This is a genomic window from Mesorhizobium sp. M0898 (assembly GCF_040319695.1).
GTDB lineage: Bacteria > Pseudomonadota > Alphaproteobacteria > Rhizobiales > Rhizobiaceae > Mesorhizobium.
Genome location: NZ_JAMYOE010000009.1, coordinates 151,765 through 164,714, shown reverse-complemented (window position 1 = coordinate 164,714; position 12,950 = coordinate 151,765). Strand labels below are relative to the sequence as shown.

At 61.5% G+C, this 12,950-nt stretch carries 14 protein-coding genes, 1 tRNA gene and 1 pseudogene; 13 read left to right on the top strand and 3 right to left on the bottom strand.

What is annotated here, in order from left to right:
• Window positions 1-345 precede the first annotated feature (345 nt).
• Window positions 346-645, bottom strand: coding sequence for a BA14K family protein (locus NKH90_RS13655; RefSeq protein ID WP_352766692.1), 300 nt, complete (start codon window positions 643-645; stop codon window positions 346-348).
• A gap of 311 nt (window positions 646-956) precedes the next feature.
• Between NKH90_RS13655 and NKH90_RS13650 the strand changes: the two are divergent.
• Window positions 957-1,291: pseudogene (locus NKH90_RS13650) on the top strand (IS66 family transposase); the annotation flags it as partial.
• 909 nt (window positions 1,292-2,200) lie between these two features.
• On the opposite strand, the gene NKH90_RS13645 reads toward NKH90_RS13650, so the two are convergent.
• A complete protein-coding gene (locus NKH90_RS13645; protein ID WP_352649049.1) occupies window positions 2,201-2,368 on the bottom strand; it encodes a hypothetical protein in 168 nt (55 codons plus the stop codon).
• A 158-nt stretch (window positions 2,369-2,526) separates the two neighbouring features.
• Here NKH90_RS13645 and NKH90_RS13640 point away from each other — a divergent pair.
• The 5 genes from NKH90_RS13640 to NKH90_RS13620 all read left to right on the top strand — a co-directional run bounded on the left by NKH90_RS13640 (window position 2,527) and on the right by NKH90_RS13620 (window position 4,479).
• A tRNA-Thr gene (locus tag NKH90_RS13640) sits at window positions 2,527-2,602 on the top strand.
• Window positions 2,603-2,743: 141 nt separating this feature from the next.
• On the top strand, window positions 2,744-2,983 hold the full coding sequence (locus tag NKH90_RS13635; protein ID WP_156937488.1) for a hypothetical protein: 240 nt from the start codon (window positions 2,744-2,746) through the stop codon (window positions 2,981-2,983).
• 275 nt (window positions 2,984-3,258) lie between these two features.
• Window positions 3,259-3,456, top strand: coding sequence for a hypothetical protein (locus tag NKH90_RS13630; protein ID WP_084641813.1), 198 nt, complete (start codon window positions 3,259-3,261; stop codon window positions 3,454-3,456).
• A 135-nt stretch (window positions 3,457-3,591) separates the two neighbouring features.
• On the top strand, window positions 3,592-4,230 hold the full coding sequence (locus NKH90_RS13625; RefSeq protein WP_352541363.1) for a cupin domain-containing protein: 639 nt from the start codon (window positions 3,592-3,594) through the stop codon (window positions 4,228-4,230).
• Window positions 4,231-4,278: 48 nt separating this feature from the next.
• Entirely contained in the window at window positions 4,279-4,479 is a 201-nt protein-coding gene (locus NKH90_RS13620; protein ID WP_023679908.1) for a DUF2905 domain-containing protein, read from the top strand.
• Between the two features lie 55 nt (window positions 4,480-4,534).
• Here NKH90_RS13620 and NKH90_RS13615 read toward each other — a convergent pair whose 3' ends face one another.
• The gene (locus tag NKH90_RS13615) at window positions 4,535-5,149 is read right to left on the bottom strand and encodes a TetR/AcrR family transcriptional regulator (protein WP_352819758.1); all 615 of its coding nucleotides are present in this window, start codon (window positions 5,147-5,149) and stop codon (window positions 4,535-4,537) included.
• A 90-nt stretch (window positions 5,150-5,239) separates the two neighbouring features.
• Between NKH90_RS13615 and NKH90_RS13610 the strand changes: the two genes are divergently transcribed.
• The 7 genes from NKH90_RS13610 (at window position 5,240) to NKH90_RS13580 (ending at window position 12,833) form a co-directional block, all read left to right on the top strand.
• Window positions 5,240-6,346 (top strand): polyamine ABC transporter substrate-binding protein, encoded by a 1,107-nt coding sequence (locus NKH90_RS13610; protein ID WP_352819756.1) that lies wholly within the window; start codon window positions 5,240-5,242, stop codon window positions 6,344-6,346.
• A 13-nt stretch (window positions 6,347-6,359) separates the two neighbouring features.
• Window positions 6,360-7,202 carry an ABC transporter permease gene (locus tag NKH90_RS13605; RefSeq protein ID WP_352819754.1) on the top strand — a complete coding sequence of 281 codons (843 nt, stop codon included), beginning with the start codon at window positions 6,360-6,362 and terminating at the stop codon, window positions 7,200-7,202.
• Between the two features lie 2 nt (window positions 7,203-7,204).
• The gene (locus tag NKH90_RS13600) at window positions 7,205-7,987 is read left to right on the top strand and encodes an ABC transporter permease (protein ID WP_352451075.1); all 783 of its coding nucleotides are present in this window, start codon (window positions 7,205-7,207) and stop codon (window positions 7,985-7,987) included.
• Entirely contained in the window at window positions 7,984-9,054 is a 1,071-nt protein-coding gene (locus tag NKH90_RS13595) for an ABC transporter ATP-binding protein (protein WP_352819752.1), read from the top strand. The genes NKH90_RS13600 and NKH90_RS13595 overlap by 4 nt, the downstream gene beginning before the upstream one ends.
• On the top strand, window positions 9,051-9,812 hold the full coding sequence (locus tag NKH90_RS13590) for an MBL fold metallo-hydrolase (RefSeq protein ID WP_352472773.1): 762 nt from the start codon (window positions 9,051-9,053) through the stop codon (window positions 9,810-9,812). Before NKH90_RS13595 ends, NKH90_RS13590 begins: the two co-directional genes overlap by 4 nt.
• Window positions 9,813-10,273: 461 nt before the next feature.
• Complete coding sequence (locus NKH90_RS13585) at window positions 10,274-11,047, top strand: NAD kinase (RefSeq protein WP_023679915.1); 774 nt, start codon at window positions 10,274-10,276, stop codon at window positions 11,045-11,047.
• 190 nt (window positions 11,048-11,237) lie between these two features.
• Entirely contained in the window at window positions 11,238-12,833 is a 1,596-nt protein-coding gene (locus NKH90_RS13580; protein ID WP_352766704.1) for a DEAD/DEAH box helicase, read from the top strand.
• Window positions 12,834-12,950: the final 117 nt, after the last annotated feature.

Here is a 12,950-nt window from a genome sequence, read left to right as displayed (position 1 = left end):
TCCCATCAGCCATCGCATCAAGAAATGCGCCTGGAACGACGACTATCTCATCAATGCCATCACTCATATGCGATAGCCCTGCCCTTGAGGGGGAGAAAGAAGCTGACCGCGACCTTGGCGCCCTCTTGCAGCGCTGGAGACTGCCGAAGTCATCGCCGAGAGCGTCCCTTCTCCCCATCACTATACGGGGAGAAGATGCCGGCAGGCAGATGAGGGGCAGCGCCGACACTGATAGTCAGTCGATTTCGACAGGAAGCCTATCGCCGAACAACAGAAAAAGGGCCAGTGGGGCGCCCTTCCGGTTGCATGAAACGGTCACGTCCTCCCAAGCTGGCATCGTGGCCCTCAAAGCCAGCAGCGATGGCGATAGCCGTCGTAGCCGACATAGGTGTCCGAGTACGGGTCGTAGCTCTGGTAGCGATTGAGGCAGCGCCGGACGTGCCACGAGCCGCCGTCTTCCTCGATATAGACGGTGCGCGGCTGGGCCAGCGCGCTGCCGAGCAGGAAGCCGCCGACACCTGCGGCAATGCCGATGCCGAGGTGCTTGTGCTTGTGATGGGCGGCCGACGGCTGAACGGTGCCGACCAGCATGGCGGCGGCGACAGTGGTGGCGACGAGGCCGGAAATGATGGTGCGCTTGAACATGACGATCTCCTTGTTGTGGGAGGCGATCCAACCGCCTCTTGACCATCAGTCGTTGCGGCGGAGAAAAAGGTTCAAACATTTTTCGGGTCTCTTCGGCCGACGGCAACGATCCTGGCTCATGACGCAAAAAGGGCGGCCGAAGCCACCCTTTCGCCAAGTGGATCATCTAATCAAAGGAAGATGATCACCTTCCATGGTGATGATGATGGTGGTGCCACCACCACCAGTGATGCCAATGGTGATGATGATGATGCGTGCCGTGGGCCGACGACGACAGGCGGTGCCGGCTAGGGCGCCAGTGGCGATGGAGACGGTCGCGCGTCGCGGCCAAGTCCCCACTCGGCGAGGCTTTGGCCTACATCGCCAAATACCGGGATGGCCTGAAGCTCTTCCTGATCGCCGGCCGCGTCGAAATCGATAATAACAGCGTCGAGCGAACCATCGGACCGATAGCCCTCAATCGCAAGAACGCACTCTTCGCAGGGCACGACGCTGGGGCCGAGAACTGGGCGACCATCGCCTCGCCATTGAAACTTGCAAACTCAATACTTTTGATCCGCTGTCCTATCTGACGAGCACACTCACCGCCATCGTCAGCGGCCATAAACAATGCCGGATCGATGAGCTGCTTCCTTGGAAATATCCCGCCTTACAAAGGAATTCCTACCCATGGCAGTCGGCCCGAACCAGTCATTGCACAAATGCCTTGCCTCGGATCGGGTTTACTGGCCCATTTGATTTGACGGCCCAAAGTTGCCTCCTCTCCGGTGCTCGCGAAGCGGGTTATGAGGTCGGACGTCGATCCTGCGATCACAGTGGTAAGCCTTGCCGAGATCAGACACGATTTCAACCTCGCAAAGAGCATTCGTCGGACCCACCATGGAAAATCTGATGTAGGCATCCGCAAACCAGCTATGCGGCATCTCATTCGCATCCATAAGCCGCAACACCGCTCCTTGATAGTAGGTAGCCGAGGCGCTGAATTTGGAGCACTCAGACAACGTTGATCCCCTCTGCAGCTGTAGCCGCAACTCCCGTTGACCGGATTCCGTCAGAAAGGTTGCGTATTGCCCCAAGGCCCAGTAGCCATCCAGGTCGTTGTATCTACTGACAAAGCTTTCAAGAATATCGTGGCAAATTCCCTTAAATTGCTTTCTTCTCGGCATTGAAAATCCAACACAGGCGCTGCGCGACAATCTTATGGCTTGAAAGGAAGCATATCGAAATGTTTCGCAGTATCAACGGCCTCAAATCGTCGCCACTGACTGGTAGTGACGCACGTTGCCATAAGGTTCAGCGGCCAATGGCATCTGACACCGAGCGGCCGAATTATCCGAGCAATGTGTGAGGAGCACATCGCTTACAGTAAGACTGCGCTTGGACATGATGATCTCCTCGATCTTTGAATGAGGCGATCATTCGCCTCTGGAGATCGGTCGCGGCGCGGCAGCGAAAGGTTCGGAGGTTCTGAGAATTCTTAGTGAGCGGTTCTTAGTGATTTTCGTTTTGATTGGTAAGTAGTGAGAATTCGCGGTTTCACTACTCACTCTCTCGCTCACCCCATCCCGGTGATGTGGCGAAGCCAGAAGGCGAGCGCGATGAAGCCGACGATGGTGGTGACGCCGGTCCAGTCGATATTGGCGTGCTTCAGGTCCTTGATGAGCTTCACCAGGAGAACCCAGGCCACGACGACGAGCGGGAGAATGATGACAAACCTGATCATGCGACTGCCTCGCTGATGCGATTGCACCTTCCATCAATATAGGAAGCGAATTGGCCGTTTTCAGGACGCCCCGGCGGCAGAACCGGCGCGTTCGCCGGGAACCGAAAAACGGAGTTTTGTCTTTACTGGCGCATCAAATATGGTAACCGAAGCGCCGTGCCCTTGTAGCTCAGCTGGTAGAGCAGCGGTTTTGTAAACCGAAGGTCGGCGGTTCGATCCCGTCCGGGGGCACCAGCAAGCAAGGATTGCTTGCGAGGACTTCCCAACGCGCATCGATATCTGGTCATCCCCGATTTCCACAGGGTCGGGCCGTCAAGAGCGGTGGCACATCAGTTCAAACGCATATAACTGCATCGGAAACCATGGGAGTTTCCGTTGGAGCAGAAACGCACGACCGCCCCCTTCATCAACGGCATATTTGGCGGATTTATCGTCTTCGCCTTCGCGTTCGGTTTCCGTTTCCTGCTAAGTCCCGATCCCGATCCAACATCAAGAGCAACGACAAGCCTTTCAGTACTGGCCTTCGCCATTTGTTTCGGCGCAGCCTTCCTCCGCGAGCACCGGCGCCAGATTGCCGCCGCCAGAGAATATATAAGCCGCCCAAGATCGTATTAGGGGCGTACGGGTCGGGACCGTCCTCGTCGGGTCACCAGAAACTTCCGTGAAATTGCTGGCAAAATCTGTCGCCAGACAACGAGTTAGCATCTCATATCTAGAGACGCTGAGCCCGGGCGTGACTTCGCGGTTGCAGAGCCGTCATTTCGGCCCTCTCTCCCGGCCTCGGCCATCTCGTACCATTCGATTAAATTGCTCCTGTGTATATTAGCACTCGCTCAATTAAGCGCGCCGACAATGTCGGTGCGGCGGGCCAAAAACCAAAGGGTGTTGTCATGCGAAGTGATTTCGCCGCGGCGCGCGAGCTTTTGGAGTGCGCACAAAACCGCCTCTGCGGCGCGGATGAAACGAGCCGACGCGTCAACGAGGCCCTCGACGCGCTGATTGAAGAAATAGCCATCGCGGAATTCCGCAAGGCGCCACTGACGGTCGTGCCGTTTCCGCGAGCGCGGCCGCCTAAGCATGTTCGGTAGAGCGCTGATCGCCCGCGTTGACGAAGAGCCGGAAACTGGTGTTTCCGCAATCGCCCGTTGGAGCGTCGTTGAACGACCAAGCCGTTGACGATAGAGTTGCCGGGCAGTGGTGCTCTGAAACTCCGGAACCGATCCATGTCACGCTGTGGAGATGTCTACGAGAACAAGGTGACCGGCGAATATGCGGTCATCCTGCGTGGCACCGAAGACCGCGGCCAGGGACCTGGCATCGCTCATCTGACCGCCCGGCCGGGAGCCGCAGTGGTGGGCGAGCACTTCCACCCGAACCTGACGGAACGGTTTACCGTCCTCCGTGGCCGTCTCGACGCTTGCATCGCCGGGAAGACTTTGTCCCTGGAGCCTGGCCAATCCGCCACGGTCGAAGCAGGCGTCGCACATGATTGGTGGAACAGCAGCAAAACCGAAGAAGCGCATGTCCTGGTCGAAGTCGACCGGGCGCCAGGTGCGGACAATGTCGACCCGAACCGTTTCGAGCTGCTGATCGGCATGCTCTTCGGCCTGGCCAATGCCGGCAAGGTAGACAGAAAAGGTAGACCTTCGCCGCTTCAGGCAGCAGTCATCGCCAGGGAATTTGCCGACGTGATCGTCTTCACGCACCCGCCACCTGCGATTCAGCGAGTGGCGCTGGCGATCCTGGCGCCACTCGGCCATCTGCTTGGCTATCACGCGATCGACCCCGTCTACTGCAAGCCGCACGGGCATGTCATGCCGGCTCCTGAAATCCTCGCTCGAGCAGGCCTAACGGCTGGGTGATCCGGGTCCATACTAGGCGTCCGGCATTTTTATCGGCAGGATGCTGCCATGTCGCGAACTCTGATCGTGGTTGGTCTCAGCATAGTTGCCATAGGCCTGCTGTGGCCTTGGTTGGCTCGGACCGGCCTTGGCAGGCTGCCCGGCGATATCGTGATCGAGCGTGAGAACTTCAGGCTTTATGTCCCTATCACGACGGGGATACTGGTCAGCATCGTGCTCTCGGCCATTCTATGGCTGATCAACCGTTAGGCGATGCTCCGGCTGCGGCGATTTGTGTTGCAGGCCCAACTCGCCCTTGATCTTCTTACACTCCGATCGCCGCCACCAATATCCTGTTCTGCCTGCGTATCGCCGTGCGCAGTTCGGCAATCCTCGCCTCCTCGCGCTTCACGAATTCGATGAACATCATGTTCATGTTGTTGAAGATGAGTTCGCCGAGTGCCGGCCCGTCGATGTCGCGGCGCACCAGGCCGAGCGCCTGCAGGCGGACGATCAGCGCGCGGATCTGCTCGGTCAGGGCGCGGTCCAGCCCGGTATAGGCCTGGCCGAACGGGCTGTCGGGCAGTCGCGTCGAGATCGCCATCGCCTGCCGCCACATCTCCTTGCTGAGATAATGCAGCGAATGCTCGATATAGATGCCGAGCAGCGTATCGAGAGCGTCGCCGACATTGGCCGGCGGGTTGGCGACGACGCCGCGCCCGGCATTCAGCACCTCGTTGACCTCCATCGAGACAATGGCGCCGAGGATGTCGCCCTTGTTCTGGTAGTAATTGTAGATGGTACCGACCGAGACTTCGGCCTGCGCGGCGATGGTCTCGATCTTGGCGCCTTCATAACCGGCATCGCGGAAAAGCGCCGCCGCCGCCTCGATGATGCGGCGGTGCCGATCCGCCTTCTGCCTTGCCCGCAATCCGCTCATAACGGCTGTTTGCCACAAAAACAGAATTGACTCAATTTTAGAATTGGTTCAATTTTTCCTACAAGCCAAAAAGGCAAGGGAGAACACTCGATGTCCGTCAATCCAAAGACCCCCAATCCAACCGTCAGGAATCCGCTTTCCGTTCTGAAGAGCCATCTCCAAGGCGCGTGTGCCGCGGCAGCACTGCTGCTGGCGGCGGGCAGCCTCGCTCAGGCGCAGGATCTCAACGCGCTGATCTGGTGCGATCACGCCGATCCGGCGCTGCTGCAGCCGTTCGAGGAAGCGAACGGCGTCAAGGTCAATGTCAAGGAGTTTGAAGGCACGGGCGCCGGCCTGGCCATCGTCGAACAATCGCAGCCCGGCGATTGGGACGTGATGGTGATCGACAGCATCGACGTACCGCGCGGCGTCGAAAAAGGCCTGTTCGAGCCGCTACCGGAAGACAAGCTGCCGCTGGCTGACCTGTTTCCGCAGGTGAAGATGGATAGCTCCACTGTCGTCGACGGCAAGCGTTACGGCATCACCGAAAAGTTCGGCTACAACACGATCGGCTACAACAAGACCAAGGTCGACCCGGCCGACATGCAGTCGCTTGCCGCGCTGACCGGCGATAAGTACAAGGGCAAGATCGCCATCTACGATTATTACCTGCCGGTCATCGGCATGGCCGCACTGGCGATCGGCAAAAAGACCGCCGACCTGACCGAAGCCGACCTTCCCGCCATCAAGGAAGAGCTGCTCAAAATGAAGGCCAACGCCAAGCTGGTCGGCGAAGTGACCGCCAGCCAGACGGCGTTGGCGACCGGCGAGGTCGACATTCTGGTCGGCGGCGGCGAATGGGTGACGGCGGGGCTGGCCAAGGAAAACCCTGCCCTGGACTTCTCGATCCCGAAAGAAGGCGCCGTGCTGTGGTCGCAGTCGCTGGCAATGTTCAAGGATTCCAAGAACAAGGAGCTGGCGCTTAAATTCATCCAGTACATTATGAGCCCCGAAGGCCAGGCGCGGCTCGCCACCTCGTCCTGCTATTGGGGCATGCCGGCCAACAGCAAGGCGGCGTTGAGCGACGAGCAGAAGAAGATCCTGCGCTTTGACGAGCAGCCGGAATTCCTCGCCCGCGCCCAGTCCTATCCTGCACCGAACGCCGACCTCGACAAGAAGATGCAGGACGTCTGGACCGAAATGCTGCAGGCGCAATGACCGGCTGCCCGTCGTGAACGCCGTCAACAGCGGGCGTGCCCTGCCCTGGGCGTTGGTCGCGCCGGCGCTCGGCTGGACGCTTCTGTTTTTTGTGCTGCCCTTCGTCGCCATGGCGGTATCCAGCCTGACAGCGCATGAAGGCGGCGGCTTCACGCTGTCCAACTACAGCCAGTTCTTTGCCAATCCGTCCTACTGGCAGGCGATGGTGAACTCGCTGCAGGTCACAGCGATCGTCACCGTGATCTCGGTGCTGCTCGCCTATCCTTTTGCCTGGATCCTGGCCGAACAGGTGCCCGAGCGCTGGCAGCGGCTGGCGCTGATGCTGGCGGTGCTGCCGTTCTGGACCTCCTATGTCGTGCGCTCCTATTCGTGGCTGCTGGTGCTGGCGCAGAACGGCGTCGTCAACCATGCGTTGACCGGCTCCGGCCTGTTCAGCGAACCGCTGCAGCTCGCCAATACGCGGCTGGCCACCGTCATCGGCTTCGTGCATTTCTTCGTCATGCTGTTGACGCTGACGATCTTCGCCAATCTGAAGCAGCTCAGCCCCAGCTATCGCAAGGCCGCCGCCGACCTCGGCGCCGGGCCGGTTCGGACTTTCCTGCATGTCGTTCTGCCGCTGACGCTCCCCGGTATCATGGTCGGCGCCTTCCTCACCTTCGTGCTGTGCATCGGCGACTACATCACGCCGCAGATCCTCGGCGGCAACAACGAGCTTTTGATGCCGCAGCTCGTCATGATGCAGATCGGCCGGCGCGGCGACTTTCCGCTCGCTTCGGCGTTGTCGATCATCCTGATGGCGGTGGTCACCATTGCCTATCTCGCCTGCTCCCGCTGGCTGAAGATCGAGCGGGCCTGACCATGCGCGCGCTCATCCGCCTCGTCTCCGGCCTTTACGCCATCGCAATCTACGGCTTCATCTTTCTACCGGTCATCGTTCTGGTGCTGTTTTCGCTGCAGGCAACGTCGTTTCCGATCCCGCCCTTCACCGGACCGTCGCTGCGCTGGTACGAGGCCGTGCTCGCCGACACGCGGCTGACTTCGGCTCTGGTCAATTCGCTGCTGGTGGCGGTCGTCTCCTCGGCTGCCGCCGTCACGTTGGGCTTTCTCTCCGCCTGGGGTTTTGCGCGCTTCGCTTTGCCGGGCTCGGGCCTGATGCGCGGGCTGATCACCTTGCCCTTGACCGTCAGCTATCTCATCATCGGCATGGGGCTGCTGGTGCTGTTCAACTGGGCCGGCGTGCCGAAGTCGCTCATTGCCGCCGGCATCGGCCACGTCGTGATCAACCTGCCGCTCTGCTTTGCCATCGTCTACAGCCAGATGGGCGACCACCAGATCAACATCGAGCGCGCCGCGCGCGACCTCGGCGCGCCCGAATGGAAGGTGCTGCTGCTGATCACCGTGCCCGTCATGGCACCGGCGATCTTCGCCGGTTTCTTTCTGTCGATGACCTTCTCCTGGGACGAATTCGTCATCTCGTTCCTGTTGACGCGCTTCGATACGACGCTGCCGGTCGAGATCTGGAACCTGCTGCGCTCCGGCCTCAATCCCAAGACCAACGCCGTCGGCTCGCTGGTCTTCGCCGTCTCCATCGTGCTGGTGGTATTGTTCGAGCTGATGCTGTTGCGGAGGAAGCCGGCATGAGTGCGCCACTGGTCGATATAAGCTCCGTCTCGCATCGCTTCGGCCAGCATACCGTGCTGAAGAACGTCTCGCTGACGATCGAGCCTGGCAGCTACACGATCCTGCTCGGGCCGTCCGGGTCCGGCAAGACGACGCTTCTGTCCATCCTCGGCGGCTTCGTCACGCCGAGCGAAGGCAAGGTGCTGATCCGCGGCGAGGACTGCACTGCCGTGCCACCGGCGAAGCGGCCGACGACGACCGTGTTCCAGGACTACGCGCTGTTTCCGCATATGAGCGTCGGCAGCAATGTCGGCTTCGGCCTGCGCATGCGGGGTGTCGATGCCGCAACCCGGGCAGCAAGGGCGCGCGAGGCGCTGGCGCTGGTTGGGCTGGCCACTGCCTTCGACAAGAAGCCGCACCAGCTTTCCGGCGGTCAGCGGCAGCGCGTGGCACTGGCGCGCGCCCTGGTGGTCGAGCCGGCGGTGCTGTTGCTCGACGAGCCGCTCGGCGCGCTCGACCTGAAATTGCGCCGGCAGATGCAGGACGAGTTGAAGGCGATCCAGAAACGCGTCGGCACCGCCTTCATCCACGTCACTCACGATCAGGAAGAGGCGATGGCGCTGGCCGATCATTGCGTGGTGATGAATGACGGGCGCATCGAGGACGAAGGACCGCCCGAGCGCGTCTATGCACGGCCAGCGACGCGCTTTTCCGCGACTTTCATGGGCGAAAGCACACTGTTATCGGGAACGGTGACCGAGGCGAAGAGCGGCAAAATCACCGTCACCACGAAGCTTGGGGCGCTCTCGCTGCCCGGCACATTGCCGCCCGGCTTGGCCGTTGCGCTGGCCATCCGCCCGGAGCATCTTGTTCTCGGCGCTGCAGGCGGTGCCGTGGCGCTTGGCATGGTCAAGGTCAGCGACGTCGTCTTCCAGGGCAGCTTCAAGCGTGTGCTGGGGACCTCCACGACCGACCCGGCGCTGCACTTCATCGCCAAGGTCGCGGCCGCATCGGCCGTCCAGCCGGGCGACGTTGTCGCGATATCGTGCGATGCTGGCGACATCATCCTGCTTGCGGACCAAACATGAGCACGCTTCCAATCATCGACGCTCCTGACTGGTACGAAACTATCCGCATGGGCGATGGCGTGACGCTGATCCACGAGCCGTGGATCAAGCCGTTCTTCCGCTGCAACATCTGGCATGTGCGCGGCCGCGACCGCGATCTTCTGTTCGACACCGGCCTCGGCCATTTCAGTCTGCGCCGCCTCGTGCCGCTGGTCACGGAGCGCAAGCTCACCTGCGTGGCCAGCCACACCCATTTCGATCATATCGGCTGCCATCACGAATTTCCCGACCGCTGCGTGCACCCGGCCGAGGCCGAAATCCTCGCCGATCCACGCAACGAATGGACGGTTGCCGACCGCTATGCTACCGACGAGATGTTCGACGGCATGCCGCAAGGCTGGGACACGAAGCGCTACCGGATCCTGCCCGCACCAGCCGGCCGGTTGCTCGAGCAAGGCGACATCGTCGATCTCGGCGACCGTGCCTTCGAGGTCATCCACACGCCCGGCCATTCACCCGGCGGCATTGCGCTCTACGAAAACAGGACGGGCATCCTGTTTTCCGGCGACATCATCTATGACGGCCCGCTGATCGACGACGTCTATCACTCCGATATCGACGATTATGTCGAAACGCTGCTGCGCATGCGCGATCTCGATGTCTCGGTCGTGCACGGCGGCCATTTCCCGAGTTTCGGCAAAGTTCGCTATCGCCAGCTTGTCGACGAGTATCTCGCGCAAAAGCGCCAGGCCGGCTGCCATCTGTTGCAAGCCCGATAAGCACTGGCGCTGTGGCGTCAAAGCGCCCTTTGCGGACAGGGTGTCCCCGCCGCGTCGCCGCAGCGCGAGGCCGTGGGCTCGGGTCTAAAGCTCTTTTCCTCCGACTGGCGCACCAGTTCCGCGAAAGCCAGGGCAAAACTTGCCAGCATCAGGAAGACAATAATCAAGCGTGCCAGCGGCAATAGATCGGCCTCGACTGGTTAGCCCCCACGCCGCCCGTCCGCTGCCGGCTAACATGATCGATCCGGCTTTACGAGAGTTTAAGGCGGGCCTTAACCATCACATCATTTTGTCCTCCGACATGATGCGCGAGTGCGGCTTGTTTGGTCGCCATCTCCAGGCACCTCCCTCCCTTTGCAGAAATGCCCACCCATGCTAACCCGGCGCTGGCGCGGCCCAGCAACCGGTCGCCGCCAATCGGTCGCCAGACGGTCGTCGCCAATCGGTTGTCGTTGAGAGCCATGAGCAAAACCGCCAGCCGTTTCGCCTTCGTCTCATCCGGTACAGCCGACGCCAATGCAGCGCTGGAAAGCCTCTCTGCGCGTTACGGCCAGGCCTCCGTCGAAGAAGCCGGGATCGTCGTGGCGCTCGGCGGCGACGGCTTTCTGCTGCAGACCCTGCGTGAGACGATGAGCACGGGAAAGAAGGTCTACGGCATGAACCGTGGCACCATCGGTTTTCTGATGAACGAATACCGCGCCAGCGGCTTGACCGGGCGCATCGCGGCGGCCGTTGCCGAAACGATCCGTCCGCTGGAGATGCAGGCGGTGACGGCCGAAGGCGAGACGATTTCGGCGCTCGCGATCAACGAGGTCGCGCTTTGGCGCCAGTCGTACCAGACGGCCAAGATCCGCATCACCGTGGATGGGCAAGAGCGGCTGGAGGAATTGCACTGCGACGGCGTGATGATTGCGACGCCGGCCGGCTCGACCGCATATAATCTGTCGGCGCACGGGCCGATCCTGCCGCTCGACGCTCCGCTGCTGGCGCTGACCCCGGTCAGCCCGTTTCGTCCGCGCCGCTGGCGCGGCGCGCTGCTCTCCAACAAGGCGATCGTGCGTTTCGACATTCTGGAGCCGGAAAAGCGGCCGGTGAATGCCGCCGCCGACCACACCGAGGTTAAGGCGGTGACGACGGTCACGGTGAGGGAATCGCCGACGGCAACGGCGACGCTGCTGTTCGATCCCAACCATTCGTGGAACGAGCGCATTCTCGCCGAACAGTTCCGCTACTGAGCCGGCGCGGCGGCCGCTGCGCAAATTAAGCATCGCGATTAAGCTTACGGCTTCACAATCGCACCAATGCCGCCCGTTTGTGTTGACAAATCGTGGGCTTGCGCCTACCTGCAATACCAATCTTGCAGGCGCGCGGCGCTTGCCGCGACTGCATATGTTGCGCCCCCGAACCAGCCAAAGACAGCCAAACTTGTCCTCAGACACCCAGATCGCTCAAGAAGCGTTGACCTTCGCAGACCTCGGCCTGTCGCCGAAGGTCCTTTCCGCAGTTACCGATGCCGGCTACACCGAGCCGACGCCGATCCAGGCTGGTGCTATCCCGCACGCCTTGCTCGGCAAGGACGTGCTGGGCATTGCCCAGACCGGCACCGGCAAGACGGCGTCCTTCGTCCTGCCGATGCTTACCCGGCTGGAAAAGGGCCGCGCCCGCGCGCGCATGCCGCGCACGCTGATCCTCGAGCCGACGCGCGAGCTCGCCGCGCAGGTCGAGGAAAACTTCGTCAAATACGGCAAGAACCACAAGCTCAATATCGCACTGCTGATCGGCGGCGTGTCCTTCGACGAGCAGGACAAGAAGCTCGAGCGCGGCGCCGATGTGCTGATCGCGACCCCCGGCCGCCTGCTCGACCATCGCGAGCGCGGCAAGCTCCTGCTCAACGGCGTCGAGATCCTCGTCATCGACGAGGCCGACCGCATGCTCGACATGGGCTTTATCCCCGACATCGAGCGTATCTGCGAGATGATCCCGTTCACCAGGCAGACGCTGTTCTTCTCGGCGACGATGCCGCCGGAAATCACCAAGCTCACCGAGAAATTCCTGCACGCACCGGTGCGCGTCGAAGTGTCGAAGGCAGCATCGGCCGCCACCAACATCACCCAGCGGCTGGTGAAATCCGGCCCGAAACCCTGGGACAAGCGCGAGACGCTGCGCAATCTGATGAAAGCCGAGGATGCCGAGCTGAAGAACGCCATCATCTTCTGCAACCGCAAGATCGAGGTATCGGAGCTGTTCCGCTCGCTGCTGAAATATGATTTCGACGCCGGCGCCCTGCACGGCGACATGGACCAGCGCGCGCGCATGCAGATGCTGGCCAATTTCCGTGACGGCAAGCTGCGCTACCTCGTTGCTTCGGATGTCGCGGCGCGCGGCCTCGACATTCCCGATGTCAGCCATGTCTTCAATTACGACGTGCCGATCCACGCGGAGGATTACGTCCACCGCATCGGCCGTACCGGCCGCGCCGGGCGCTCGGGCAAATCCTTCACCATCGCGACCAAGTCGGACACCAAATACATCGACGCCATCGAGCGGCTGATCGGCACGAAGATCGAGTGGCATGACGGCGATTTGTCGACGGTCGTTGCCAGCGAAGGCGGCGAGGATGAGGCCCCGCGCCGTGGCCGCGGTGCGCCACGCCGTGCCGGCCGCAAGGACGACGCCAAGGACAGGGGCGAGCGCAAACCGCGTGAACGCCACGCCAGGCGCAGCGAAGAAGCAGCGCCGGAAGCAGTTAGCGAGGAACAGCCGGTCGTGGCCGAAGCCACCATCGCCGACATCGACGAGCGGCGTACCCGCAAAGAGGCGATCCGCTCGGAAAACAGCGAGCGCCAGGCTTCACCTGAACGCAAGGCTTCGCCCGATCGCAACGAACGGCGCGCGCCGGAACGGGGCGACACCAGGCCGCAGCGCGAGCGCCCTGCCCGCCAGCGCCAGGAAGACAATGACGCGACCGTCGGCTTCGGCGACGACATGCCGGCCTTCATGCGTATCGTCGCCAAGGTCTGACACGGCTCGCGCGCGGCCCCGCCGACGCGCGAAGCACCCTCTTTTGAGAAGTACTGCTCTCGGTAATCTTGTGGCGTTGCTGCGAGGCGGTCGATTTTGGTGCTGCCGGCGATCCGT

Excerpts from the sequence above, each read along its gene's own strand:
- NKH90_RS13655 (WP_352766692.1), bottom strand. The coding sequence starts at position 645 with ATGTTCAAGCGCACCATCATTTCCGGCCTCGTCGCCACCACTGTCGCC.
- NKH90_RS13610 (WP_352819756.1), top strand. The coding sequence starts at position 5,240 with ATGTCCGTCAATCCAAAGACCCCCAATCCAACCGTCAGGAATCCGCTT.
- NKH90_RS13595 (WP_352819752.1), top strand. The coding sequence starts at position 7,984 with ATGAGTGCGCCACTGGTCGATATAAGCTCCGTCTCGCATCGCTTCGGC.
- NKH90_RS13630 (WP_084641813.1), top strand. The coding sequence starts at position 3,259 with ATGCGAAGTGATTTCGCCGCGGCGCGCGAGCTTTTGGAGTGCGCACAA.
- NKH90_RS13590 (WP_352472773.1), top strand. The coding sequence starts at position 9,051 with ATGAGCACGCTTCCAATCATCGACGCTCCTGACTGGTACGAAACTATC.
- NKH90_RS13615 (WP_352819758.1), bottom strand. The coding sequence starts at position 5,149 with ATGAGCGGATTGCGGGCAAGGCAGAAGGCGGATCGGCACCGCCGCATC.
- NKH90_RS13600 (WP_352451075.1), top strand. The coding sequence starts at position 7,205 with ATGCGCGCGCTCATCCGCCTCGTCTCCGGCCTTTACGCCATCGCAATC.
- NKH90_RS13625 (WP_352541363.1), top strand. The coding sequence starts at position 3,592 with ATGTCACGCTGTGGAGATGTCTACGAGAACAAGGTGACCGGCGAATAT.
- NKH90_RS13585 (WP_023679915.1), top strand. The coding sequence starts at position 10,274 with ATGAGCAAAACCGCCAGCCGTTTCGCCTTCGTCTCATCCGGTACAGCC.
- NKH90_RS13645 (WP_352649049.1), bottom strand. The coding sequence starts at position 2,368 with ATGATCAGGTTTGTCATCATTCTCCCGCTCGTCGTCGTGGCCTGGGTT.
- NKH90_RS13620 (WP_023679908.1), top strand. The coding sequence starts at position 4,279 with ATGTCGCGAACTCTGATCGTGGTTGGTCTCAGCATAGTTGCCATAGGC.